Origin of the sequence: Microbacterium sp. NPDC090003 (assembly GCF_044748385.1) — a bacterium.
Lineage (GTDB): Bacteria > Actinomycetota > Actinomycetes > Actinomycetales > Microbacteriaceae > Microbacterium.
The window spans coordinates 1,790,626-1,814,033 of the sequence record NZ_JBIVFW010000001.1 but is presented as its reverse complement, the minus strand read 5'-3'; the positions used below and the strand labels follow the sequence as shown (position 1 = coordinate 1,814,033).

The 23,408-nt window shown below is 69.9% G+C and carries 22 protein-coding genes; 10 read left to right on the top strand and 12 right to left on the bottom strand.

Annotated features, from left to right (window positions below):
- Positions 1 to 22 precede the first annotated feature (22 nt).
- The 3 genes from ACIPVN_RS08675 to ACIPVN_RS08665 all read right to left on the bottom strand — a co-directional run bounded on the left by ACIPVN_RS08675 (position 23) and on the right by ACIPVN_RS08665 (position 2,033).
- Positions 23 to 364 carry a protealysin inhibitor emfourin gene (locus ACIPVN_RS08675; RefSeq protein ID WP_400442091.1) on the bottom strand — a complete coding sequence of 114 codons (342 nt, stop codon included), beginning with the start codon at positions 362 to 364 and terminating at the stop codon, positions 23 to 25.
- A complete protein-coding gene (locus tag ACIPVN_RS08670) occupies positions 339 to 1,403 on the bottom strand; it encodes a M4 family metallopeptidase (RefSeq protein WP_400442090.1) in 1,065 nt (354 codons plus the stop codon). The genes ACIPVN_RS08675 and ACIPVN_RS08670 overlap by 26 nt, the downstream gene beginning before the upstream one ends.
- Positions 1,404 to 1,562: 159 nt before the next feature.
- Entirely contained in the window at positions 1,563 to 2,033 is a 471-nt protein-coding gene (locus ACIPVN_RS08665) for a hypothetical protein (protein ID WP_400442088.1), read from the bottom strand.
- A gap of 192 nt (positions 2,034 to 2,225) precedes the next feature.
- On the opposite strand from ACIPVN_RS08665, the gene ACIPVN_RS08660 reads away from it, so the two are divergent.
- Positions 2,226 to 3,755 carry an SDR family NAD(P)-dependent oxidoreductase gene (locus ACIPVN_RS08660; protein WP_400442086.1) on the top strand — a complete coding sequence of 510 codons (1,530 nt, stop codon included), beginning with the start codon at positions 2,226 to 2,228 and terminating at the stop codon, positions 3,753 to 3,755.
- A 100-nt stretch (positions 3,756 to 3,855) separates the two neighbouring features.
- Here ACIPVN_RS08660 and ACIPVN_RS08655 read toward each other — a convergent pair whose 3' ends face one another.
- Complete coding sequence (locus tag ACIPVN_RS08655; RefSeq protein ID WP_400442084.1) at positions 3,856 to 4,188, bottom strand: winged helix-turn-helix transcriptional regulator; 333 nt, start codon at positions 4,186 to 4,188, stop codon at positions 3,856 to 3,858.
- 77 nt (positions 4,189 to 4,265) lie between these two features.
- Between ACIPVN_RS08655 and ACIPVN_RS08650 the strand changes: the two genes are divergently transcribed.
- Positions 4,266 to 4,919 carry an FMN-dependent NADH-azoreductase gene (locus tag ACIPVN_RS08650; RefSeq protein ID WP_400442082.1) on the top strand — a complete coding sequence of 218 codons (654 nt, stop codon included), beginning with the start codon at positions 4,266 to 4,268 and terminating at the stop codon, positions 4,917 to 4,919.
- 187 nt (positions 4,920 to 5,106) lie between these two features.
- Here ACIPVN_RS08650 and ACIPVN_RS08645 read toward each other — a convergent pair whose 3' ends face one another.
- From ACIPVN_RS08645 to ACIPVN_RS08630, 4 genes are all read right to left on the bottom strand, one after another.
- Positions 5,107 to 5,943 (bottom strand): hypothetical protein, encoded by an 837-nt coding sequence (locus tag ACIPVN_RS08645; RefSeq protein WP_400442080.1) that lies wholly within the window; start codon positions 5,941 to 5,943, stop codon positions 5,107 to 5,109.
- Complete coding sequence (locus tag ACIPVN_RS08640) at positions 5,937 to 6,443, bottom strand: hypothetical protein (protein ID WP_400442078.1); 507 nt, start codon at positions 6,441 to 6,443, stop codon at positions 5,937 to 5,939. Before ACIPVN_RS08640 ends, ACIPVN_RS08645 begins: the two co-directional genes overlap by 7 nt.
- Before the next feature lie 255 nt (positions 6,444 to 6,698).
- Positions 6,699 to 7,784: a sensor histidine kinase gene (locus ACIPVN_RS08635; RefSeq protein WP_400443338.1), complete on the bottom strand. Its 1,086-nt coding sequence runs from the start codon at positions 7,782 to 7,784 to the stop codon at positions 6,699 to 6,701.
- On the bottom strand, positions 7,777 to 8,478 hold the full coding sequence (locus ACIPVN_RS08630; RefSeq protein ID WP_400442076.1) for a response regulator transcription factor: 702 nt from the start codon (positions 8,476 to 8,478) through the stop codon (positions 7,777 to 7,779). The genes ACIPVN_RS08635 and ACIPVN_RS08630 overlap by 8 nt, the downstream gene beginning before the upstream one ends.
- 87 nt (positions 8,479 to 8,565) lie before the next feature.
- On the opposite strand from ACIPVN_RS08630, the gene ACIPVN_RS08625 reads away from it, so the two are divergent.
- Genes ACIPVN_RS08625 through ACIPVN_RS08615 form a run of 3 tightly spaced genes read left to right on the top strand, consistent with a single transcriptional unit; the run spans position 8,566 to position 11,365 of the window.
- Positions 8,566 to 9,252, top strand: a complete 687-nt coding sequence (locus tag ACIPVN_RS08625) for a M15 family metallopeptidase (protein WP_400442074.1) — start codon at positions 8,566 to 8,568, stop codon at positions 9,250 to 9,252.
- Positions 9,249 to 10,367, top strand: coding sequence for an alanine racemase (alr, locus tag ACIPVN_RS08620; protein WP_400442072.1), 1,119 nt, complete (start codon positions 9,249 to 9,251; stop codon positions 10,365 to 10,367). The genes ACIPVN_RS08625 and alr overlap by 4 nt, the downstream gene beginning before the upstream one ends.
- Positions 10,364 to 11,365: a D-alanine--D-alanine ligase gene (locus ACIPVN_RS08615; protein ID WP_400442070.1), complete on the top strand. Its 1,002-nt coding sequence runs from the start codon at positions 10,364 to 10,366 to the stop codon at positions 11,363 to 11,365. Before alr ends, ACIPVN_RS08615 begins: the two co-directional genes overlap by 4 nt.
- 30 nt (positions 11,366 to 11,395) lie before the next feature.
- On the opposite strand, the gene ACIPVN_RS08610 is transcribed toward ACIPVN_RS08615, so the two are convergent.
- Both ACIPVN_RS08610 and deoD read right to left on the bottom strand, forming a co-directional pair.
- On the bottom strand, positions 11,396 to 13,897 hold the full coding sequence (locus ACIPVN_RS08610) for a DEAD/DEAH box helicase (protein ID WP_400442068.1): 2,502 nt from the start codon (positions 13,895 to 13,897) through the stop codon (positions 11,396 to 11,398).
- A 40-nt stretch (positions 13,898 to 13,937) separates the two neighbouring features.
- Positions 13,938 to 14,651 carry a purine-nucleoside phosphorylase gene (deoD, locus tag ACIPVN_RS08605; RefSeq protein ID WP_400442066.1) on the bottom strand — a complete coding sequence of 238 codons (714 nt, stop codon included), beginning with the start codon at positions 14,649 to 14,651 and terminating at the stop codon, positions 13,938 to 13,940.
- Positions 14,652 to 14,780: 129 nt separating this feature from the next.
- Between deoD and putP the strand changes: the two genes are divergently transcribed.
- Positions 14,781 to 16,265 carry a sodium/proline symporter PutP gene (putP, locus tag ACIPVN_RS08600; protein ID WP_400442064.1) on the top strand — a complete coding sequence of 495 codons (1,485 nt, stop codon included), beginning with the start codon at positions 14,781 to 14,783 and terminating at the stop codon, positions 16,263 to 16,265.
- A 1-nt stretch (position 16,266) separates the two neighbouring features.
- On the opposite strand, the gene ACIPVN_RS08595 is transcribed toward putP, so the two are convergent.
- Together ACIPVN_RS08595 and ACIPVN_RS08590 are read right to left on the bottom strand one after the other, a co-directional pair.
- The gene (locus ACIPVN_RS08595; RefSeq protein ID WP_400442062.1) at positions 16,267 to 16,935 is read right to left on the bottom strand and encodes a DNA alkylation repair protein; all 669 of its coding nucleotides are present in this window, start codon (positions 16,933 to 16,935) and stop codon (positions 16,267 to 16,269) included.
- A gap of 52 nt (positions 16,936 to 16,987) precedes the next feature.
- The gene (locus tag ACIPVN_RS08590) at positions 16,988 to 18,025 is read right to left on the bottom strand and encodes an aromatic acid exporter family protein (protein ID WP_400442060.1); all 1,038 of its coding nucleotides are present in this window, start codon (positions 18,023 to 18,025) and stop codon (positions 16,988 to 16,990) included.
- A 111-nt stretch (positions 18,026 to 18,136) separates the two neighbouring features.
- Between ACIPVN_RS08590 and ACIPVN_RS08585 the strand changes: the two genes are divergently transcribed.
- The 4 genes from ACIPVN_RS08585 to ACIPVN_RS08570 all read left to right on the top strand — a co-directional run bounded on the left by ACIPVN_RS08585 (position 18,137) and on the right by ACIPVN_RS08570 (position 23,201).
- Positions 18,137 to 19,192, top strand: coding sequence for a DUF998 domain-containing protein (locus ACIPVN_RS08585; protein ID WP_400442058.1), 1,056 nt, complete (start codon positions 18,137 to 18,139; stop codon positions 19,190 to 19,192).
- A gap of 103 nt (positions 19,193 to 19,295) precedes the next feature.
- Entirely contained in the window at positions 19,296 to 19,751 is a 456-nt protein-coding gene (locus ACIPVN_RS08580) for an SRPBCC family protein (protein ID WP_400442056.1), read from the top strand.
- A 175-nt stretch (positions 19,752 to 19,926) separates the two neighbouring features.
- Positions 19,927 to 20,205, top strand: coding sequence for a hypothetical protein (locus ACIPVN_RS08575; RefSeq protein ID WP_400442054.1), 279 nt, complete (start codon positions 19,927 to 19,929; stop codon positions 20,203 to 20,205).
- 89 nt (positions 20,206 to 20,294) lie between these two features.
- Complete coding sequence (locus tag ACIPVN_RS08570; protein ID WP_400442052.1) at positions 20,295 to 23,201, top strand: helix-turn-helix transcriptional regulator; 2,907 nt, start codon at positions 20,295 to 20,297, stop codon at positions 23,199 to 23,201.
- The last annotated feature ends 207 nt before the right edge of the window (positions 23,202 to 23,408 follow it).

Below are 23,408 nucleotides of genomic sequence, written 5' to 3'. Positions count from 1 at the left end.
TGCGCTGCCCGAGTACCCGAGGTCAGCGCGCCGCGGCGCGGACCGCGTCGACGAGGTCGCGCCACGGACCGGACAGTGCGGTGTCGGGGAGCTCTCGTTCGCGCTCTTCGCGGGGCGTGCGCGCCCGGATGCTCCACACGAAGCGGTCGGCGCCCGAACCGCTCTCGAGGTCGGCATCCCACGGGCAGCGGTCGAGGCGATCGATCCATTCGCCGGCCTGATCGGGGGCGGCTTCGACGGTCCACCGCCGGGGAATTCCGGCGATGCCTCCCGTGCGCACGACGACGATGATCACCGGTGTCGCGTCGCGTTCGGTCTCGGCGCCCGCCGACGCCGGATCAGTCGGCTGCGGGGACTCGCTCATCCTCATAGACTCCCACGGTCGTCCAGGCGCGTCGAGCGGCTGTCGCAGTGGCCTCATCGACCTCGGACGCCGCGGCGACCGTCGCGTCGGCGAAGGCCGTGAAGGTCGCCGTGCTCGACAGCCCTCCGGTGAGCGCGCGGTACCAGACGGTGCCGGCGGTCTCCCACGCGTTGCCCCCGAGCTCGATCGCGAAAAGGGCGAAGGCGCGGTTGGGGATGCCGGAGTTGATGTGCACGCCGCCGTTGTCTTCGGTCGTGCGCACGAAACCGCTCATGTGGTCGGGCTGCGGGTCCTTGCCGAGTTCGTCGTCGTCGTAGGCCGTTCCGGGTGCGATCATCGAGCGCAGCGCGACTCCTTCCACCGCCTCGGTGAAGATCTCGGCCCCGATGAGCCAGGTGGCGTCGGCGGCGCTCTGACCCTGTGCGTACTGCTCGGTGAGCGCCCCGAAGACATCGGCGATGGATTCGTTGAGTGCCCCGGGCTGCCCCTGGTACTCGAGGTTGGCAGTGTGCTGCACGACCCCGTGGGCGAGTTCGTGGCCGATCACCGTGAGTGATCCGGTGAATCCGCGGAACACCTCGCCGTCGCCGTCGCCGAACACCATGCGCTCGCCGTCCCAGAAGGCGTTGTCGTAGTCGACGCCGTAGTGCACCGTCGCGTCGAGGGGTGCACCGGCATCGTCGAGAGAGTTGCGGCCGAACGCCGAGAGCAGCAGTTCGAACGTCGCCCCCAGCCCGTCGTAGGCCTCGTTGACTGCGTCATCGGCCACGGGCGGATCGTCTTCGGAGCGCACGACCGCACCCGGAAGGTCTTGCGAGTTCGCCGCGTCGCTGATCGTGCGGTTCGGGGCATCCGACAGCTGCGCGACCAGGTCGCCGTTCTCGTCGATCGAGAGGTCGATGCGAGCGCGGAACGGCGGCCGACCTGCGGTGAGGGTCTGCCGCGCGGCGGCGGCCGCACGCGGGAACCGCCCGGATGCAGCCAGCCGGGCGAGCAGATAGGACGGGACCACTCCGTGACGTTCGATCTGTGCGCTCATGCAGCGACCCTACGCCGGGTCTCCGACACTCGGGCGGGCTCTGGGGTCCGGCCCGTGGCATCCGTTCGCCGTATTTCGCAGATCTGCACGATCTCGCACCCGATCAGACCGCAGCTTGCGAGATTGTGCAGATCTGCGCGATTGCGCGACCCACTCGCCTCACGCGGACTCGATGCTCATCACCGTCGTGCGCAGCATCCCGCCGTCGAGCGGCACCTCGTAACGCACCGGCATGCCGGGGTGGGCGGGCGAGAACCAGTACGTCTCCACCGGGGCATCCGGCCCGTCGGAGGTGTCGTAGCGCGTGCACTCGACACGGCCGAGGGGGATGTCGAGCGCCTCGGCCGCGACGGTGGTGTGGTCGGCGGGGAACGCCGCGTGGTGCTGCAGATCGATCCAGGTGACCCGGCTCGTCACGACGTCGTCGGGGTTCTCGGCGAACCAGGCGCGGAGCGTGGCGCCCTCGGCATCCGTCTGCTCGAACCGGTGGAACCGCTCGTGCTGCGATCCGTCGGGCGACTCGACGAACAGGCGGATCGTCTTGCCGGCGCCGGTCGCCTCGCGGATCTCGTCAGCCGTGAACGGCGTCGGCAGCAGGCCGGGGCCGAGGACATGCGCATCAGTGGGCATGCAGACATTGTGCCCCCGTCGGACGGCTCGGGTCGAGGGTGTACCCAACTCAGGAAGAACGCGCGCCCGAATGCCGTTTCGGCCCACTTTCGCGCCCAAGATCACGTTTCTTCCTGAGTTGGGTACAGCGCGCCGCCCCGACCCGCTCCCACCCGCAGGGCGCGCCCGGGTTTCTCGCGTAAAATCGGCACAATGACCGATGCGCCCCGCGACGACCTCAGCGATTCCGGCGACCTCGGCCCCGGCATCGATCCCGACGATCTCGCTACGACCCTGCGCGTGCTGAGCGAGCTGCACGCGATCGACAACGAGCACCCCGACTTCGTGGCCGTGCGTCACGCGACGGCCGCGATGTTCAAGGCCGTCAAGCGCGTGCGCCGCAAGGAGATCCGCGACGCCATCGCCGAGGCCGACAAGGCCGTCGTCGCCCGCACGGCGACCGGTGCCCCCGACCGCATCGACGACGAGACGCGTGGCAACGACCTCGCCACCAGCGTCGTCGACGCCCCCATCGCGGGCGAGCTGCTCAAGCCTCGCAACTGCTACATCTGCAAGCAGCCGTACACGCTGGTCGACGCGTTCTACCACCAGCTGTGCCCGGACTGCGCTCGCTTCAGCCACGGCAAGCGCAACGCCCGCACCGACCTCACCGGCAAGCGCGCTCTGCTCACGGGCGGTCGCGCGAAGATCGGTATGCACATCGCACTGCGGTTGCTGCGCGACGGCGCGCACACCACGATCACCACGCGCTTCCCGCGCGACGCGGTGCGCCGGTTCACCGCGCTCCCCGACTCGGCCGACTGGCTGCACCGCCTGCGCGTGGTCGGCATCGACCTGCGCGACCCCGCCCAGGTGATCGGCCTCGCCGACTCGGTCGCCGCTCAGGGCCCGCTCGACATTCTCATCAACAACGCCGCGCAGACGGTTCGGCGCTCGCCGGGTGCCTATTCACTGCTGGCGGATGCCGAGCTGCAGCCGCTCCCCGACGGTCCCCTTCCCGAGATGGAGACCTTCGGGCACACCGCCGATCCGCACCCGCAGGCGCTGCAGGCATCCGTCGATGCGCACCCGCTGCTGTCGGTCGCGGCCCTCGGCGGAACCGTCGCCGAGCAGGGCGGCCAGGCACTCACCGCCGAAGACCTCGCCCGCGTCGCGATGGCGCCCGGGTCGTCGTCGCTCGAGAAGCACGCCGACGGCACCGCGATCGACGCCGGTGGACTCGTGCCCGACGTCAACCGCGTCAACAGCTGGGTGCAGTCGGTCGATCAGGTCGATCCGCTCGAGATGCTCGAGGTGCAGCTCGCCAATACGACCGCGCCGTTCCTGCTCATCAGCCGTCTGCGCGCGTCGATGGCGGCGTCGCCGGCGCACCGCAAGTACGTGGTGAACGTGTCGGCGATGGAGGGGCAGTTCTCGCGCCGGTACAAGGGGCCGGGGCATCCGCACACCAACATGGCGAAGGCCGCACTCAACATGCTCACGCGCACGAGTGCGGGCGAGATGCTCGAGAAGGACGGCATCCTGATGACCGCCGTCGACACCGGCTGGATCACGGACGAGCGCCCCCACTACACGAAGGTCCGCCTGGCGGAGGAGGGCTTCCACGCCCCGCTCGACCTGGTCGACGGCGCGGCTCGCGTGTACGACCCGATCGTGCGCGGCGAGGCCGGCGACGACATCCACGGCGTCTTCCTGAAGGACTACGAGCCCAGCCCCTGGTGAGTCGGAGGCTCTTGTCCTGGGTCTCTGAGCCTGTCGAAGCGCCCCGCCCCGCGGCCGGGCCCGTCGACAGGCTCAGTGACCCACTCGATAGCGGATGCCGTCAGCGACGTGCGAGGTTGGCGGAGGCCCAGGTGCCGAGGTCGTCGAGGATCGGCAGCAGTCCCGCGCCGCCGGGTGTGAGCGCATAGGAGACGGTGACCGGCGGGCCGGCGTCGACGGTGCGCGCGACGAGACCCGCGTCGGCGAGTTCGGCGAGGCGGTCGGAGAGCACGGTGTCACTGATGCCGGCGACCGCGCGGCGCAGGGCGACGAACGTCGAGGGGCCGCCGCCGAGCGACGACACGATCATGCCGTTCCAGCGTTTGCCGAGCACGCTGAAGGCCAGTGTGACGGCGGCGTCGCACCGGTGCAGATCGTGCTCGATCTCGGCCATGCCCCCATTCTAGCGTGCTACGTTAACCGATGTCGCTAAGAAAAACCGAGCGACTACGAAAACGAGAGGTGTCATCCATGTCCCTGTTCCGCCTCGATGCGAGCATCCTTCCCGCGTCGTCCGCCAGCCGGTCGCTCGCCGACCTCGTCGAAGCCGAGTGGACCGCGTCGCACCCCGACTCCACCGTCACCCGCCGCGACCTCGCCGCCGACCCCGTGCCCGCGACGGTGTGGGCGGATGCCGTCACCGGAGGCTTCGTCGACGAGGCGCAGCGCACTCCCGGACAGGTCGAGGCCCGCGCCCTCGCGACCTCGTTCGCCGACGAGCTGATCGGCGCCGACGCGCTGCTCTTCGCCGTTCCGCTCTACAACTACGGCGTCTCGCAGCACTTCAAGACCTGGTTCGACGTGGCCTACACCGACCCGCGCATCGACCCGACCGGCACGGCGCTGCGCGGCAAGCCCGCGACCCTCGTCACGGTGCTCGGCGGCAACTACGCACCCGGCACCCCCAAGGAAGGCTGGGACCACTCGACCGGCTGGCTGCGCCGCGTGCTCGCAGACGTGTGGGGCCTCGACCTGCGGGTCGTGGAGCGTCCGTTCACGCTCGTCGGTGTGAACCCCGCGCTCGACGCCTTCGCCGACACCGCGCGCGAACTCAAGGAGAACGCCGAGACGGATGCCCGCACCTACGGGCGCGAGATCGCGGCGCTGCGCGGCAACGTCGCCTGAGGCGAGGGGGCGCGGAACCTGTGTCGTGAGCTCGTCGGTCCTGCACGAGGTGGGTCCCTGAGCTTGTCGAAGGGCCCCACCTCTTGTGCACCGGCAGGGAGGATGCGCACGTGCAGGGAGGACCGGGGGGATTCTCCCTGCACGTGTGCATCGCACCTGCAGGTGTAGTTGTTCTGCATGCGATCGTTCAGCAGCCGGGGGCGGTGGGTTGTTCGGTGCAGGTGTGGGCGACGAGGGCGGTGTGGGCTTCGTAGATGCGGATCGGTTGGATGGGTCCGGGGATGGTGAGGGTGCCGTCGAGGGGGATCCAGCCGGTGCCGAGGTCGATCTCGGCGGTGTAGTGGATGGTGACGGTCGTGTCGTAGGTACCGCGGTCGCGGTAGGTGTGGCTGGTGGCGGTGGGGGTGAACTGGGGCTGTCCGAGGTGTTCCCAGGCGGCGCCCGGGGTGGTGGTGCGGGCGGTGGTGCCGTCTCCGTAGGTGAAGTCGTACGCGACGGGGGTGAAGCGGGCGGTGAGGGGTGCGCCGAAGAGGGTGCCGGTGCGGGTGTGCACCGATGCGGTGGTGACGACGTTGGTGGGGAGTCCGGCGATGCCGACGTTGGAGGGGTCGGCGGTGGGGGTCGCGGTCGCCGGGGTGAGGGTGACGAGGTCGGTGATGGAGATCGTCGGGGCGGCGGGGGCGGATGCCGGGGCTGGGGTTGACGGTTCGGTGCGGCGCCGGGGCTCGAGGCAGACGCGTGCGCGGCCGGCGTCTGCGCGGCAGCGTTCCAGTTCGCTCGGGCCGGTGTCGACCGGGGTGCCGGAGGTACCGGGGGTGCTGGAGCCCGGGGGAGACCAGGACGAGGACGGTGAGCCGGAGGACTGGGTGGCGGGCTGCGTTCCGGTGACGGTTACTGAGGTGCCGTTGGTGGAGCCGCAGACTCCCGCCTTCGTCGAAGCGGGTGTGCAGACTCCGGCAGGCGTCGCCAGACCGAGCGGAACCAGGACAGCGATGAGGCTGATGAATGCAGTTGATTTCAGCACGATTGATCCTCAGAGGTCACTGAGTCGGAGATGAGTAGCTCGTCGTCCACGAACGAGAACGTAACCTCGAGCTTCATCTTCTCCGCGCGGTCCGAGGGGGTGACATCCGCGCCATCGACGTCCAGAACACGCGTTGCCGACACATCGAGGCAAAGCGAGGAGTGGATTGTCTGCGTCGCATCGTCCCCGGAGACCTTCGTTCCCTTAAACGACGTGATCTCACTCGGCCCATCCAACGTGAGCTTGTTCTGGTTGAGATATCGGATGGTGTCGAGTTCTCCTTCGAGCGCACGCCCCACTAGGAAGGTTGTCACGTCTCTCCCTTGATTCCCGGCTTCGTTGTACGACCGGTACACCTCCTCCGCGGCGGCGAACGCCTCCTCCTCGCTGGCGAAGACCGCGGTCGGCGTAGGTGAGGGTTCCGGCACGAGAGCGCAGCCGCTGAGGGCGGCGGCGACTACGGCTAGGGCGAGCGTGGCAGTGGGGTATCGAGTCGACATCACCGCCACAAAGTAGCCCGGATCTGAGCGCACCCGCGGGAGTTATCCACAGGCCATCATCGGGCATCACGGGGCGGGACCCTTCGACAGGCTCAGGGACCCAGTTCCGCAGGGCGCGGGTCTTTCGTCTCGCTGCGCTCGATCAGGGACCCAGTTCCGCGGGGCGCGGGTTTTTCGTCTCGCTGCACAGGCTCAGGGACCCAGTTCCGCGGGGCGCGGGTCCTTCGGCTCGCTGCGCTCGCTCAGGGACCCAGTTCAGGCGGGCCGAGGCAGCCACACCGTCACGATGAGGCCGCCATCGGCACGCGGCGTGAGCACGAGACTCCCGTCGTGGGCCTGCGCGATCCGCTCGGCGATCGCGAGTCCGAGACCGACGCCGACGTGGTCGTCGCCGCGGGCGCGCTCGGCGCCCCGCTGGAACGGCTCGACCAGCATCCCGACGCGCTCGGCATCGACGGCCGGGCCGGTGTTCTCGACCACGACCGCGAGACCGTCGGGGAGGTCGTGCGTGCGCACGGCGACGCGTCCGCCGAAATCGAGGTTGTGCACGATCGCGTTGTGCACGAGGTTCGTCACCAACTGCTGCAGCAGCGCCGCCGACCCCGCGACGACCGCGGGAACCCCGCCGACCTCGACCGTGACACCGCGGCGATCGGCCAGCGGCAGCAGGGTTTCGACCGACTCCTCCGCGGCGAGCGACAGATCGACGTCTTGCCGTGCGAACGACCGCCGGTCGGCACGGCTCAGCAGCAGCAGCGCCTCGGTCAACTCGATCGCCCGGGCGTTGACCTCGTCCAACCGCGAGATCAGGGCGTCGACGTCGCGATCGGGATCGGTTCGGGCGACCTCCAGCAGCGTCTGCGAGATCGCGAGCGGGGTGCGCAGCTCGTGCGAGGCATTCGCGGCGAACCTGCGCTGCTCCTCGACGTGCGCCTCGATCTGCTCGAGCATCGCGTCGAACACGTCGGCGAGATCGCGGAACTCGTCGCCCGGCCCCTCCAACCGCACCCGGTGCGACAGCGACCCCTGGGCGGTGAGCTGAGCCACGGCGCCGATGCGCGACAGCGGCGCGAGCATGCGTCCGGCCAGCAGCCACCCGCCGACGAGCCCCACCGCGATCAGCCCGATCATCGCCCAGGTCGCGAAGGGGGTGAACGCCCGCACCAGGTCGGACCGGTTGGGCACGAACATGCCGTTGCCGGGATCGATGTTCTGATCCGGCACGTATCGCAGCAGCCACAACCACACGACCGCCAGCAGCACGAAACCCGCCAGCGCGACGACCCCGGCGTAGCTCACGGCGAGTCGCAGCCGGGCGCTCGGCCCGCGACGCCTAGGCATCGGCATCCGCCCCTCCGGCGAGAGCGCCCCCGGCATCCGTTGCGATCCGATATCCGACGCCCGGCACCGTCTCGATCACCCGGGGTTCCCCGAGCCGCTTGCGCAGCGACGACACGGTGATGCGCACGGCGTTCGTGAAGGGATCGGCGTTCTCGTCCCATGCGCGCTCCAGCAGTTCTTCGGCGCTCACGACTCCGCCCGCCGCGTCGACCAGCACCTCGAGCACCGCGAACTGCTTGCGGGTGAGCGCGACGTACCGTTCACCGCGGAAGACCTCGCGGCGGAACGGATCGAGCCGCAACCCCGAGACCTCGAGCACCGGCGGGCGGGCGCGCTCGCGCCGCCGACCGAGAGCCCGCAGACGCAGCACGAGTTCGCGCAGCTCGAAGGGCTTGGTGAGGTAGTCGTCGGCGCCGAGCTCGAACCCCGAGGCCTTGTCGTCGAGGCGGTCGGCGGCCGTGAGCATGATGATCGGGATGCCGCTGCCGGAGTCGACGATCGAGCGGGCGACCTCGTCGCCGGAGGGGCCGGGGATGTCGCGGTCGAGCACGGCGATGTCGTAGGAGTTGATGCTCAGCAGTTCGAGGGCCGTGTCGCCGTCGCCCGCGATATCGGCGGCGATCGCCTCGAGCCGCAGCCCGTCGCGGACGGCCTCGGCGAGGTAGGGCTCGTCCTCGACGATCAGCACACGCATGGCTGCGATCCTACGCACCCGCGCATATCGGGAGCATATGCAGAACCGCATACGCCCCGGCAACAGCCCGCCGACTGCACTGGGGGTATGAACAGCATCACCCCCACCACCCGTCGCGTGCGGCGGATCGTCTGGACGGCGATCGCACTGATCGTCGCCGTCATCGCCGCCTTCGCCGTGCAGCAGTCGCTCGCCGCAGCGGATGCCGTGCTCTCGCACAGCTTCACGGCCGGCGCCGGGCAGGAGGCCGCCACCGACGACAGCGCCGCCGAGACTTCGGCGGGCACCCCCTCGATCCCGCCGGGAGGATCGGTGCTCGCCCCGAGCGAGGCCGACGGAGTGATCCGCGACGGCGACCAGCCGACGGTGTTCGACACCGGCCGGGTCGCGGTCGGCAACCTCGACCCGGCGCTGCTCGACGCACTGCAGCGCGCGGCATCCGACGCCGACGTCACCTTCCTCGTCAACAGCGGCTGGCGCTCGGTGGCCCTGCAGCAGCACATGCTCGACCAGGCCGTGATCAGCTACGGCTCGGCCGAGGAGGCGGCGCGGTGGGTCGCGACGCCCGAGACCTCGCTGCACGTATCGGGCGAGGCGGTCGACCTCGGCGGTCTGCCGACCCTCGACTGGCTCGCCCGGCACGGTGCCGGGTACGGGCTGTGCCAGATCTACGCGAACGAGCCCTGGCACTACGAACTCCGACCGGATGCCGTCTCTGAGGGCTGCCCCGAGATGTTCGACGACCCGACCACCGACCCGCGGATGCAGCGGTGAGCGCCGTCGTCGAGACAGTCGCGCTCTCGCGGCTGCACGCACCGACGCTCACCACTCTGCAGACAGCCGTCTCGGCGAACGTCGCGCGGATGCGCGCGGCGACGGGCGCCGCGATCATGGCAGTCGTGAAGGCCGACGGCTACGGCCTCGGGGCCGTGCCGGTCGCGCGCGCCGCGGTCGCCGCCGGCGCGACCTGGCTGGGGGTGACGGATGCCGCCGACGCCGTCGAGCTGCGCGAAGCCGGGCTCATGGAGCCGATCCTCGCGTGGCTCAATCCCACGGGTGTCGATGCGCGCCTCGCCCACGAGCACCGCGTCGACATCGCGGTGGGATCGGTCGAGGAGCTGCGACATGTGGCCGAGCATGCCGGACCGCCCGTGCGCGTGCATCTGCACCTCGACACCGGGATGGCCCGGGGCGGATGCCCGGTCGAGGACTGGGCCGAACTGCTGCGGGTCGCGCGGGGCGCCCGCGGGGGCATCGAGGTCGTGGGCGTGATGGGGCACCTGCCGTCCGCCGACGCGGGTGATCCGTCCGCGAACGCGGCGGCGGTGCGGTGGCTGCGGCAGGGGAGGGACACCGTGCTGCGTGCCGGGTTCGGCCCGCTGACCGTGCACCTCGCCGCGACCGCGGGGGCGCTCACCGACCCCGCCACCCATTTCGACCTCGTGCGCATCGGCGCGGGGCTGGTCGGCATCGACCCCTCCGAGACCGTCGCGCTCGCGGGGGCCGCACGGTGGACGGCATCCGTCGTGCACAGCGTTCGCGTGCCCTCGGGGACGGCCGTCGGCTACGGGGGCGACCACGTCACGGGGAGGTCGACCCACCTGAGCGTGATCGGCGTCGGGTACGCCGACGGGATCCCCCGCGAGCTGTCGCCGGCGGCGGGTGTCGCGATCGACGGTGCTCGGCATCCGATCGTCGGGCGGGTGTCGATGGATCAGATCGTCGTCGACACGGGCGATGCCGCGGTGCCGCGCGGCACGGAGGCGGTGCTGCTCGGACCGGAGGGGGGTGCGGTGCCGTCTCTGCGGGACTGGGCACGGTGGGCCGGAACGATCCCGCACACCATCATCACGGGCATCGGCCCGCGTGTGCAGAGGAGCATCGCATGACCGTGCACGTGCTGGTGATCGGGGGAGGGCAGAACGCCGAGCACGACGTGTCGCTCGCCTCGGCGGCCGCAGTCGCGGCGGCCCTGCGGATGGGGGATCACACGGTGACCTGCGTCACGATCGACCGAGAGGGGATCTGGCGGGCCGACGGCATCCGGGCGGGTGTCTCGGCGGCGGAATCGCTGGCGCTGGTGATGCCCCTGATCGCGCAGGCCGATGTCGTCTTCCCCGCGGTGCACGGGGCCCCGGGCGAGGACGGCGCGCTCGCGGCGCTCTGCGCACTCGCCGGAGTGCGCGTGGTCGGATCGGGGCTGCGCGCCGGAGCGCTCGGAATGGACAAGTGGGCGACGAAGCTGGTGGCGGATGCCGTCGGCATCCGCACCGCCCGGGGGCGCGTGATCTCGGCCGATGACATCGGCGACCTCGAGTTCGACGACGTGCTCCTCGACGGTTCCCGGTCGGGTGGTGCCGTGGTCGTCAAGCCGGTCTCGGCCGGATCGAGTCACGGGGTGGCCCTCGTGCGCGAGGAGGCCGAACTCCTTCCCGCGCTGCGTGCGGCGGCGCGACTCGACCGGCGCATCCTCGTGGAGGAGGTCGTGCGCGGACGCGAGATCGACGTCGCCGTCCTGTGCGAGGCGGGCGGCATCCGCTGGGCGGCACCGCCGCTCGAGATCCATGCCGAGGGGCTGTTCGACACGGCGACGAAATACGACGGGACGGCGCGCTTCACGGTGCCGGCGCAGCTCGCGGCCGATGAGCTGACCGGGCTCACGCGAGCGGCGCTGGCGATGTTCGATGCCCTCGGGTGCGGGGGCCTCGCCCGTATGGACTTCTTCCTCACCGACGAGGGGCCGGTGCTCAACGAGGTCAACACCATGCCCGGGCTCACGGCCGCGTCGCAGGCACCGCGCATGTTCGCCGCGGCCGGGGTGGCGTATCCCGACCTGGTGGCTCGGCTCGTGAAGGGAGCGAAGGTACCCGGGGCTCTGGGCCCCTGAGCCTGTGGAAGGGCCCCGCCGCGTGAACGGCTAGAGCCGGTCGACCGCCGTGATCGTCACGACCGCTTCCCCGGCCTCGTCGGATGCCGCGAGGTCGACGGTCGCCGAGATGCCCCAGTCATGGTCGCCGGCGGGATCATCGAAGATCTGGCGCACCGTCCACGCCGTCTCGCCGGGGGTCAGGATGAGCAGCGCGGAGCTGCGGGCATCCGCCCCGGTGAGGATCTCGTCGTGCTCGGCGAAGTAGTCGTCGAGGGCGTCGTTCCACGCATCCGCTCCGAAGGCGGGATCGAGCTCGGCTAGGGCGTCGACGTCTTCGCGCGCGGCGAGTTGCACCCGGCGGAACAGCTCGTTGCGAACGAGGGTGCGGAACGCCCGCACATTGCTCGTCAGACGCTTCGGTGCCGGCGGCACGATCTCGTCCGGCGAATCGACGCGCCCGTTGTCGGTTCCGGCCCGCAACTCCTCCCACTCGTCGAGCAGGCTCGAGTCGACCTGGCGCACGAGCTCGCCGAGCCACTCGATCAGATCGCGCAGATCCTCGGTCTTGAGCTCTTCGGGGATGGTCTGGGATGCGGCGCGATAGGCATCCGACAGGTAGCGCAGCACCACTCCCTCCGAGCGAGCGATCTTGTAGAAGGCGACGTATTCCCCGAACGACATGGCCCGCTCGTACATGTCGCGCACGACCGACTTGGGGTGCAGCTCGAAGTCGCGGATCCACGGCTGCGCGGCGCTGAACGTCTCGAACGCGGCGGTCAACAGCTCCTCGAGCGGCTTCGGATAGGTGACCTGCTCGAGCAGCTCCATGCGCTCGTCGTACTCGATGCCCTCGGACTTCATCGCCGCGACCGCCTCGCCGCGGGCCTGGAACTCCTGCTGGCTCAGCACCGCGCGCGGATCGTCGAGCGTGGCCTCGACGATCGAGATCATGTCGAGGGCGTAGCTGGGCGACTCCTCGCCCACGAGCTCGAATGCCGCGAGGGCAAATGGCGACAGGGGCTGGTTGAGGGCGAAGTTCGGCTGCAGGTCGACCGTGAGCCGGATATCCTCGTCATCCGTCTGCTCCACCACGCCCGATTCGAGCAGTGTGCGGTAGATGCCGATCGCACGCAGGGCGAGTTCGCGCTGGCGTGCGCGCGGCTCGTGGTTGTCGTATACCAGCGCGCGCATATTGCCGAACACGTCGCCCCCGCGTCCGATGACGTTGAGCATCATGGCGCTGGTGATCTGCATGTGCGAGGTGAGCGTCTCGGGCGTCGCGTCGATGAGCTTGCGGAACGAGGGCTCGCCCCACGACACGAAGCCGTCGGGTGCCTTCTTGCGGATGATCTTGCGCTTCTTCTTCGGGTCGTCACCGGCCTTGCGGATGGCGGCGAGGTTCTCGCTCTCGTGCTCGGGTGCCTGCGCGACCACGGTTCCGGCGGTGTCGTACCCCGCACGACCCGCACGGCCGGCGATCTGATGGAACTCGCGGGCGTTGAGCTGTCGCATCCTCGTGCCGTCGAACTTCGTCAGTGCGGTGAGCAGCACCGTGCGGATCGGCACGTTGATGCCGACGCCGAGCGTGTCGGTGCCGCAGATCACGCGCAGCAGACCGCGCTGCGCGAGCTGCTCGACGAGGCGCCGGTACTTCGGCAGCATGCCGGCGTGGTGCACGCCGATCCCCGCCCGCAGGAAGCGCGAGAGCGTCTTGCCGAACGCCGTCGTGAACCGGAACGCGCCGATCAGATCAGCGATCGCGTCGCGCTGCTCGCGCGTCGCGACCTTCGTGCTCGACAGCGCCTGCGCCCTCTCCATCGCCGCAGCCTGCGAGAAGTGCACGATGTAGACCGGCGCCTGGTGGGTGTTCAGCAGTTCCTCGATCGTCTCGTGGATCGGGGTCTGCTCGTAGAAGAAGTGCAGGGGAACCGGGCGCTCGACACCGGTCACCGTGGCCGTGTCGCGGCCCGTGCGGCGAGTCAGGTCGGACGCGAGTTCGGTCACGTCGCCGAGCGTGGCCGACATCAGGATGAACTGCGCCTGCGGCAGTTCGAGCAGCGGCACCTGCCACGCCCACCCACGATCGGGGTCGCCGTAGAAGTGGAACTCGTCCATCACGACCTGGCCGACCTCGGCATCCGTCCCCTGGCGTAGCGACAGGTTCGCGAGGATCTCGGCCGTGCAGCAGATGATCGGGGCATCCGTGTTGACCGACGAGTCACCGGTGACCATGCCGACGTTCTCGGCGCCGAACACTTCGACGAGTGCGAAGAACTTTTCGCTCACCAGGGCTTTGATCGGTGCGGTGTAGTAGCTGCGGCGTCCGTCGAGCAGGGCGGCGAAGTGAGCGCCGATCGCGACGAGCGACTTTCCGGTGCCGGTGGGGGTCGACAGGATCAGATTGTTGCCCGACACGATCTCGATGATCGCCTCGTCCTGCGCGAGGTAGAGCGTGAGGCCGGTCGACTCGGCCCACTCGACGAACGCCGTGTAGACGGCATCCGCATCGGATCCGTCGGGAAGGGTGGCCGGGTCGAGGAGGGATGCCATGGTGCTTCGATCATCCCATCCGTCTGGGGCGGCGGATGCCTCAGACCGAGGTCGCGGCGCGCAGCGCGATGCGGATCATGTCGCCGAAGGTCTGCTCGCGCTCCTGCGCCGTGGTCTCCTCGCCGGTGACGATGTGGTCGGAGACGGTGCAGATCGCGAGTGCGCGGCGGCCGTGGAACGCCGCGAGCGTGTAGAGGCCCGCGGCCTCCATCTCGACGCCGAGGATGCCGTGCTTCACGAACGGGTCGGTGAGCTCGGGGCGCGTGCTGTAGAACTGGTCGCTCGAGAAAAGCTGCCCCACGTGCACGGCCGAGTCGAGATCCTCCGTCTCGCTCGCCTCGACCGCTGCGCGCAGCAGAGAGAAGTCGGCGACGGGGGCGTAGTCGAGCCCGTGGAAGCGCACCCGGTTGATGCCGGAGTCGGTGCTCGCGGCGTTCGCGATGATGATGTCGCGCACCTTCAGCTTCTCGGTCAGCGCACCGCACGAGCCCACGCGCACGATCGTCTGCACGTCGTAGTCCTGGAACAGTTCGTTCGCGTAGATCGCCATCGAGGGCTGGCCCATGCCCGAACCCTGCACCGAGACGCGGTGGCCCTGCCAGGTGCCGGTGAAGCCGAGCATCCCGCGGGTCTCGGAGTACAGCTCGGCGTCGTCGAGGAACGTCTCGGCGATCCACTTCGCTCGCAGCGGGTCGCCGGGGAAGAGGACGATGGGGGCGATCCGGCCGGGCTCCGCCGCGATGTGGGTGCTCATCATTCCAATGTACCGATGCTCTTTGTTTGCAGATCTGGCGTATCGCGTCCTCGTTTGACATCATCGGACCGCGACGCGGCGACGATGCCGCGCCGCGATGCGGCATACGACGCCGCCGAAAGGAAGACCATGCCAGACCAGATCTTCACGTTCGCCGCCCTCGCGCTGTACTTCGCCGGGATGCTGCTCATCGGGTGGTTCGCGTTCCGCCGCACCTCTGACCACGAGGACTACATGCTCGGCGGTCGCAACCTGCCGCCGTGGGTCGCGGCTCTCAGCGCCGGAGCATCCGACATGTCGGGGTGGCTCGTGATGGGTCTGCCCGGCGCGATCTACGTCTCGGGACTCATCGAAGCGTGGATCGCCGTCGGACTCACGATCGGCGCATACCTGAACTGGCTGCTCGTCGCCCCGCGCCTCCGCGCCTACACCGAGGTCTCGCGCAATTCGATCACCGTGCCGAGCTTCTTCGAGAACCGACTCCGCGATGGCACCCGCCTGCTGCGCATCATCTCCGGCGTCGTCATCCTCGTGTTCTTCACGCTCTACATCTCGTCGGGAATGGTGGCCGGAGGTGTGTTCTTCGAGAGCTCCTTCCAGGGCGACTACCTGGTAGGCATGCTCCTGGTCACCGGAGTCACCCTCGCCTACACGCTGTTCGGCGGCTTCCTCGGCGCCTCTCTGACCGACGTCGTCCAGGGACTGATGATGGTCATCGCTTTGATCGTGGTGCCGGTCGCGGCCATCGTGGCGATCGGCGGTTTCGGCGAGACCGGCGCGCTCATCGCCGAGGCCGCCCCCGACCACCTCTCGCTGTTGTCGGGCACCGCCCTCACCGGCGGCACCGTGTTGGCGATCGTCTCGGCACTGGCCTGGGGCCTCGGCTACTTCGGCCAGCCGCACATCATCGTGCGGTTCATGGCGCTGCGCTCGCCGCAGGAGGCCAAGAGCGCCCGTCGCATCGGCATCTCGTGGATGGTGCTCTCGCTCGGAGGCGCCGTGTTCTCCGGCCTGGTCGGCATCGCGTTCATCGCTCAGCGCGGGATCGATCTCGCCAACCCCGAGACCGTCGTCCTGCTCATGTCGCAGACCCTGCTGCATCCGTTCGTCGCCGGTCTCGTGCTCGCGGCCGTGCTCGCGGCCATCATGAGCACCGTCTCGAGTCAGCTGATCGTGAGCTCGTCGGCTCTGGTCGAAGACATCTACAAGGTCTTCCGCAAGACCCCTCCGTCGAGCAAGACACTGGTGCGGCTGGGACGGATAGGGGTGCTGGGTGTGACCGTCATCGCGGCCGTGCTCGCACTCACGCCGAACGACACGATCCTCGGCCTCGTCTCGTTCGCCTGGGCCGGCTTCGGGGCGGCATTCGGCCCCATCATCCTGCTCAGCCTCTTCTGGCGACGGCTCACGAACTGGGGTGCGCTCGCCGGCATGGTCGTCGGCGCGGCGACCGTGTTCCTCTGGAAACCGTTGAACACGGGGCTCTACGAGTTGCTTCCGGCGTTCGTCTTCGCGCTGATCGCCGCTGTGGTGGTGAGTCTGCTCACGTATCGCTCGAACCCCGAGATCGACGAGGAGTTCGCCGAGGCCGGGGCGATGGTGGCGGCGAAGTAGGTCAGCCCCCCGCCCGCCTCACCATCTCGCCGATCCAGATCGGGGCGAAGGGCGAGGTGCAGCCGGGAGCCGTCGGGTAGTCGGCGAGGACCTGCAGGCGGTCGCCGATCGCGAGGGCCCGCTCGCGCAGGTGCGGATGATGGATGCCGATCTGCGCGAGCGTCTCGTTCATCGCCCACTGCGGCCGTGCCGGGGCATCCTTCATGTGCGCCTCGATCAGGTCGAGCAGATGGTCGAGGTCGAGGCCGTCGGGGTCTGTGACGACCCGCACCGACGTGAGCGACCAGGCCGCCGCGGCGACCGTCGGATCGGCGTCGTCGAACCAGCGCAGGCGCATCTCTTCGGCGAGCGGGGTCTTCTTGGCGACGTAGTTCACGAACCAGTCGTTGACCTTCGGCGCATCGGTTTCGCGCAGCATGGCGTCGAGCTCGTCGGCGGTGAAGTCCTTCGGGCGGCAGACGAGGAGGGCGAGCAGGCGGGCGGGCGTCTCGCCGGTTGCCCACAGCTCCTGCGCGAGCGGCTGGTCGACCTTGACGGTCTTCGCCAACGCGCGCAGGCGGCTGAGGTGGATGCCGTGGTCGTCGCCGCGCTTCTCGTTGGCCGCGCGCATCTTCGGATCCTCCAGGGCGGCGAGCTCGGCGAGCGCCTGGTCGAGGGTCACATCGCTCATGGGACCAGAGTAGGCCGCCTCGCCCACATTGCGACGTGCGGATGCCGGCGGATCAGTCCTCGTCGAGGAGCTCGCCGCGGATGCGACGGAGGTCCTCCATGAGTGATCCGATGAGGATCCAGTGCTGGCTCGACGGCGGCCGGATCACGAGCGGAGCGGTGAGGGCGGGGATGGCCGAGGTCAGCGTCTCGGGTTCGGGGGCGACGTCGGCGATCTGTACGGCGAGGCGCACGTCGTGCCCGGCGCGCCGCAGCTGCTCGGCGATCGCGATCACTGCGGGTTCCTCGCCGATCGAGTCGTCGTAGTGGTCGGCGTAGGCGCGGGTCATGCCGATCACCTGCGTGACGATCGGCGACAGCCGCTCGAGCAGCGCGCGCATCTCGCGCAGGTCAGCACGGTGCGTGGATCTGCGGGGATTGAGGGTGAGCGATTCCTCTCCCGCGGCGATGGCGGCATCCGCGGCATCCTTCATCGGGCGCAGCAGGCGGGCCTCGAGCATCAGCTCCTGCATCCGTGCCGGGGGCTGCGGGTTCGGGAGGGCGTCGGCCAGTCGGTCGAGGCTCGCCGCGAGTTCGGCTCCGAGCAGGCCGAGGTGGTGACGAGCGGGGGCCACGAGCACGGGCGGCACGATCAGGGCGTTCACCACGATGCCGATCGCGACGCCGATGAGAGTCTCGATGATGCGGGCGAACGCGTACTCGGGGCTCGACGAGCCCAGGGCGAGCACGAGCATGGCCGAGATCGCGACCTGGTTGCCGGTGCCGGGGGACGCTCGGAAGATCCAGGCCACGAGCATCGCGACGACGATCGCGAGCAGCACGATCCAACTCGGCGAGCCGAGGAGCAGCCCCAGGCCCATCGCGATCACGACGCCCGCGATCACGCCGATGCTGCGTTCGAGGGCCTTCGAGAGCGACTGGTTGACGCTCGGCTGCACGACGAGGAGGGCGGCGATCGCAGCGAACACGGGAAGCTGCGAGGGGAAGACCCACCCGGCGATGAGCCAGGCCGCGATGGTCGCCGCCGCGGACTTCACGACCTGCAGCAGCGGGGATCGCTGGCTGGCGCGGATCGCGGCGGGAATGCGCATGAGTCCACGGTAGACCCGCGCGCCGCTCCCGCATCTGCTGATCGGGAAGGGGTGGATGGTTTCGAAGATTGCTGATATACCGGCGTAACCAGTTAGTGGTTCGATGTACCCATGGACCAGGGACAACGGCTGCGCGGTGAAACCGTCGCGGTCTGGGCCACGGTCGTCTGCTTCGTGCTCGGTACCGCTGCCGGCTTCCTGCTGCTGGGGCCCGAGCCGCGGATGCTCATCGGCAGCGGCTCCCTGGCGCTTCCCGCCGCCTCCGCCGCCGGAGTCATCGCCGGTGGCGCGTTCGTCGTGAGCACGCTCCGGCATCGCCGGAACGAGACCGCGCCCATGCCGCGCTGGCAGCGCATCATCACCGATATCTCGGCGATCGCCCTCACCGTCGCCTTCGCCGGTGTCGCGGGCATGGGCGTGCTCCTCGGCACCCAGGTGCTGGCGATCGGGCTGCAGGGTCTCGAACTGACCCTCGTCGGTGGCGCCCTCGTCACCGGATTCGCCGCGGCGGTCGGCGGACGCTTCGCCTTCGCCGCGGGCATCGGGCTGCGCACGGCCGACCTGTCGAGCATCCTGTTCGGCTATCTGGTGATCGGCACCCTCTTCGCGATGGTCACCGCCGCAGACCCCCGATGGTGGGAGATCAACTTCTCGCAGCTCGGCATGGGCGACGACGCCTGGGCGTTCAACGGCACCCTGGTCGTCGCCGGTGCGCTGGTCGGTACGGTCGGCGCGTACATCGGCCGCGACCTGCACCGGATCCTCGGCGACCCGGCGCTCGGGCGGATCGCGGTCACGTCGGGGCTGTGGATCGTCACCGGGTTCGCGCTCGCCGGGGTGGGGCTGCTGCCGCTGCACCGCTTCCCCGACGCGCACAACATCGTGGCGCCCATCACGCTCTTGTTCTTCGCGGCATCGATGACCGTGACTGCGGTCGTCGTGCCCGGGGCGCCGCGCGCGCTGAGCATCACCACGATCGGGGTGGGTGCACTGGTGATCGTCGCGTTCGTGCTGTTCGCGGTGTTCGGACTCATCACGATGACCGCCCTCGAGGCGATGGCGGTCGGCCTCGGGCTGCTCTGGATGACGACCCTCGTGCGTGTGCTCGCGATCCTCTCTCCCGACGTGCCGCGTGCGTCGGGGCGTGCGTACCTCCTGCACGCCTGACCCGGGCGCCGAGCATCCGCCTTCGAACGGGTGCTGTCAACCCCGTCGTCTCGATCGGCGATGCCGTGCTGAATAGGACTCCGACTTACAAGGAGGAATCACCATGGCGCAGATCATCGAGACCATCGACGTGGACGTCCCCGTCACCACCGCCTACAACCAGTGGACGCAGTTCGAGAGCTTCCCGCAGTTCCTGTCGGAGGTCGAGTCGATCACGCAGATCGACGACACCCACAACCGCTGGAAGGTCAAGGTCGGCGGTGTCGAGCGCGAGTTCGACGCCGAGATCACCGAGCAGCACCCCGACGAGCGCGTCGCGTGGAACAGCATCGGCGGCGACACCGAGCACGCGGGTGTCGTGACCTTCCACAAGCTCTCCGACATCCAGACGCGGGTCACCGTTCAGATCGACTGGGAGCCCGAGGGCTTCGTCGAGAAGGTCGGCTCTCTCGTGGGTGCGGGGTCGCACGCCGTGAAGAAGGACCTCGAGAACTTCAAGGAGTTCATCGAGACGCGCGGCGCCGAGACCGGCGAATGGCGGGGCGACGTCGACGCGTAACCGGCGCGAGCTCGATCGCCGAGCCACCCCCTGCAGTCCAGCCACCCCCTTCCGCCTCGCGCAGGAGGGGGTGGCTCGCGTGTGAGGGGGTGCGTCGGCCGAAGATAGGGAATCCGCCCGATGCCGGGAGGGTGCCTCAGAGCGTTGTCTAGGGATACGACAACGAGGAGGCGTCATGTACGAGCAGACCTATTCCCACCAGGTGGTCACCGCATTCGAGCAGCAGCGGCTCGCGCAGGAGATCGAGCGGCGGCGGTCGGTCCGCGAGCACGCCGACCAGATCGTGCCGCGTCCGATGGGCGTGATCGGGCGGATGCTGGCGCGGCGGGCGAGCGCACTCCCTGTGCCGGGTGATCGCCGCGGGGCGCGCGCGCCGCAGGGGCCGGTGACGGATGCCGCCCCGGCACGCAGCCGCGCCGCCGGTGCGCCGAGCGAGCCGGTCGCGGCCCGGTGAACCCGGTCGTCGCGCTGCGCCGAGACCGAGCCCATGCCGGCGATCGGGCGAGCCCGGCGGATGTCGGAGGGGAGTGGCACGATGAAGGCATGTCCTCCTTCGCGCCGAGTCCTGCGATGGTCGGGCGCGACGCCGAGATCGGCCTCGTGCGCCGGCTCTTCGACGGTGCGGCCGAGGGCGTCCCGGTCGGTGTGCTGATCGACGGCGAGGCGGGCATCGGCAAGTCACGGCTGCTGCGCGAGTTCGCGACCGAGGTCTCGGCGCGCGCCGACGTGCACGTGGGCTGGTGCCTCGATCTCGGCGCGGCCCGCACCGCCTACGGGCCCCTCACGGCGATCCTGCGCTCGATCGTGGGGCATCTGGGCGCCGAGCGCGTGCGCGAGGCCGTCGGCGTCGGCGCCGAGGCGCTCGGCATGCTGCTGCCCGAGCTCGTCGACGAACCGGCCGACCGGGCACGCACCAGCCCCGACCGCCTGCGCGACGCGATCGCCACGCTCATCGAGACCGCGGCCGAGGCGGCCCCGCAGGTGCTCGTGATCGAAGACCTGCACTGGGCCGACGAGTCTACGCTCGCGCTCCTCTCCTTCCTGCTGCGCACTCTCGCGCGGGGCCGGGTACTCCTGCTGCTCAGTTGCCGCAGCGACGATGTGCGTCGGGGTGACGCCGTGAGCCGGTTCATCGTCGAGGCGACGCGCTCCCGTCTGATCGAGCGCGTCACCCTTCCGCGGCTCGACGGCGACGCCGTGCGCGCCCTGGCCGAGCAGCTCACCGGCCGCTCGGTCTCCGACGGTGCTCTCGCCCGCATGCAGGAGCGTGCCGAGGGGGTGCCGTTCTTCGTCGAAGAGATCGCCGACTCCACGGCGGGCCCGCTGCCCGACGGTCTGCGCGATGTGCTCCTCACCCGTTTCGACCGCCTCGGCGACGACGCGCAGCGGGTTGTTCAGGTCGCTTCGGGAGCCGAGCGCCCCCTCTCGCACCCGCTGCTGTCGACGCTGGCGGGGCTGCCCGAAGACCGGCTCGACGAGGCGATCCGCGAGGCGGCGCGCGGCGGCATCCTGGTGATCGATTCCGACCTCTACCGGTTCCGGCATGCGCTGCTGCGCGAGGCCGTGCACGACGACCTCCTGCCCGGTGAGCGGTCTCGTCTGCACCGGGCCTACGCCGAGGCGCTCGAGGCGCAGCGCGACGGCACCGACGGGGTCGACACGGCGTCGCTCGCGCACCACTGGCACCTCGCGCAGGACGAACCGCGGGCTCTCGTCGCCTCGATCGACGCGATGCGCGACGCGAAGGGGCGCTTCGCGTTCGCCGCCGCCGCGCGCTTCGGCGAGCTCGCGCTCGAGATCTGGCCGAGTGTGCCCGACGCCGCGGCGGTCGCCGGCCTCTCGCACGTCGATCTGCTGCAAACGCTCGGGTCGGTGCTCCGCAACGCCGGCGACGGTGAGCGCGCGCTCGCCGTGATCAGCGCGGCGCTCGATGAGATCGACCCCGCGACGGTCGCGCCGCGGCTCCATGCCCGCCTGCTGCGCGACAGGGCCCAGTACCTCGCCAACCTCGGCCGCTCCGGGGCGATCCCGCTCACCGAGCAGGCACTCGACCTGGCGGCGCGGGTCGGCGACGATGCCCTGCACGCCACCGTTCTCAACCAGCTCGCCAGCCGCTACATGGTCGCCGGGCGACTGCACGACGCGCTCCGCGTCGCCGACGAGGCCGAGCAGATCGCGAGCCGGGCGGGTGACCGCGATCAGATGTCGATCGCCGCGAACGTGCACGGCGTCTCACTCGCGCACCTGGGTGACCTCGCGAGCAGCATCGTGGAATTCGATCGCGCGCGCGACCTCGCCCTCAGTTCCAACGCCGACCTGCGCTACCGCGTCAACTATTCCGACGCCCTCACCCTGCTCGGTCGTTACGGCGAGGCCGTGCTCATCGCCGAAGAGGGCCTCGCCCTCGCGCGATCGCTCGGCGTCGGTCGCAGCTCGGGCTCGATCATGATGCAGAACATGTCGGTCGCGCTGTTCGAGCGCGGCGAGATCGAGCGGGTCGACGAGATGATGTCGCGCGATCATCGGCAGGGAGCGCTGCGGGTCTTCCGCATGTACTCGAGCATGACGCGGGTGCGCGCTCTCGCCTGGCGCGGGCGGTCGATCGAGGCCGCCGACATGCTGCGCGAGTGGCGCCCGGCCTTTCTCGAGACCGGGCAGACCGAGCGGCAGATCTGGTACGACCTCATCACGATGACCGTCGCCGTGGCCGAGAGCGCGGGAGATCTCGACGGTGCGCTCGCCGAGATCGTCGCGATGCTCGACGACGACGGGCCCGTGCTGCTGCACCAGAGGCGGCTGCTGCTGCAGGCGGCGGCGATCATCGCCGAGCTGCGCGCCGGAGGCGACGACACCGCCGCGGTGACGGAACGGGTGGCGGACGCCTGGGCGGCACAGCCCACCCAACTGCTCGCCGACTCGTGGTCGCCGATCGTCGCGGCGCTGCTCTCGCCGTCCGACCCTGCGCTGCAGCGGGCGATCGACCTGGCCGAGGGAGACGACGTGCCCGTGGTGTTCCGCGTGATCACCCGTCTCGAGCGAGCCCGACTGCTGCTGCGCGCGGCTGACCGCGTGGCGGTGGCGACGCTGCTGGCCGAAGCCGCGGCGATCGCGCAGACGCTCGGCCACGCCCGCCTCACGACGACGGTCACGACGTTCGCGCACGCGGCGGGGCTCTCGCTCGATGCGGTGAACGGAGACGCGCCGTCGAGGGCATCCGCTTCCGGTCCCGACGCCCTCACCGCCCGCGAACGGCAGGTGCTCGACCTCCTGGCCGAGGGCCTGAGCAACCGCCAGATCGGCGAGCAGCTCTTCATCAGTGTCAAGACGGTGAGCGTGCACGTCTCGGCCGTGCTGCGCAAGCTCGGCGTCAGCACGCGCACCGAAGCGGCCGTCGCCCTGGGCGCGCGCACGCCCGCCCAGGTGAACTCCCGAGTGGGCGTGATACGGTGACCTTGCTCCTCCTTCCGGGGGAACGTTCATCACCGGCCCGCGAATCTCCACGAGACGTGTGCGGCCCTCTACACGGATCCGACTTCTGCGCCGATCGGTTCGGCACGGATTCCGAAAAACTCTCAGCTCACGCCTCCCTCCGGAGAGCGTCACCCTGTACCCATCGGATGCTCCGATGCGGTGCTGCGGCCGTGTACAACAGCGGCC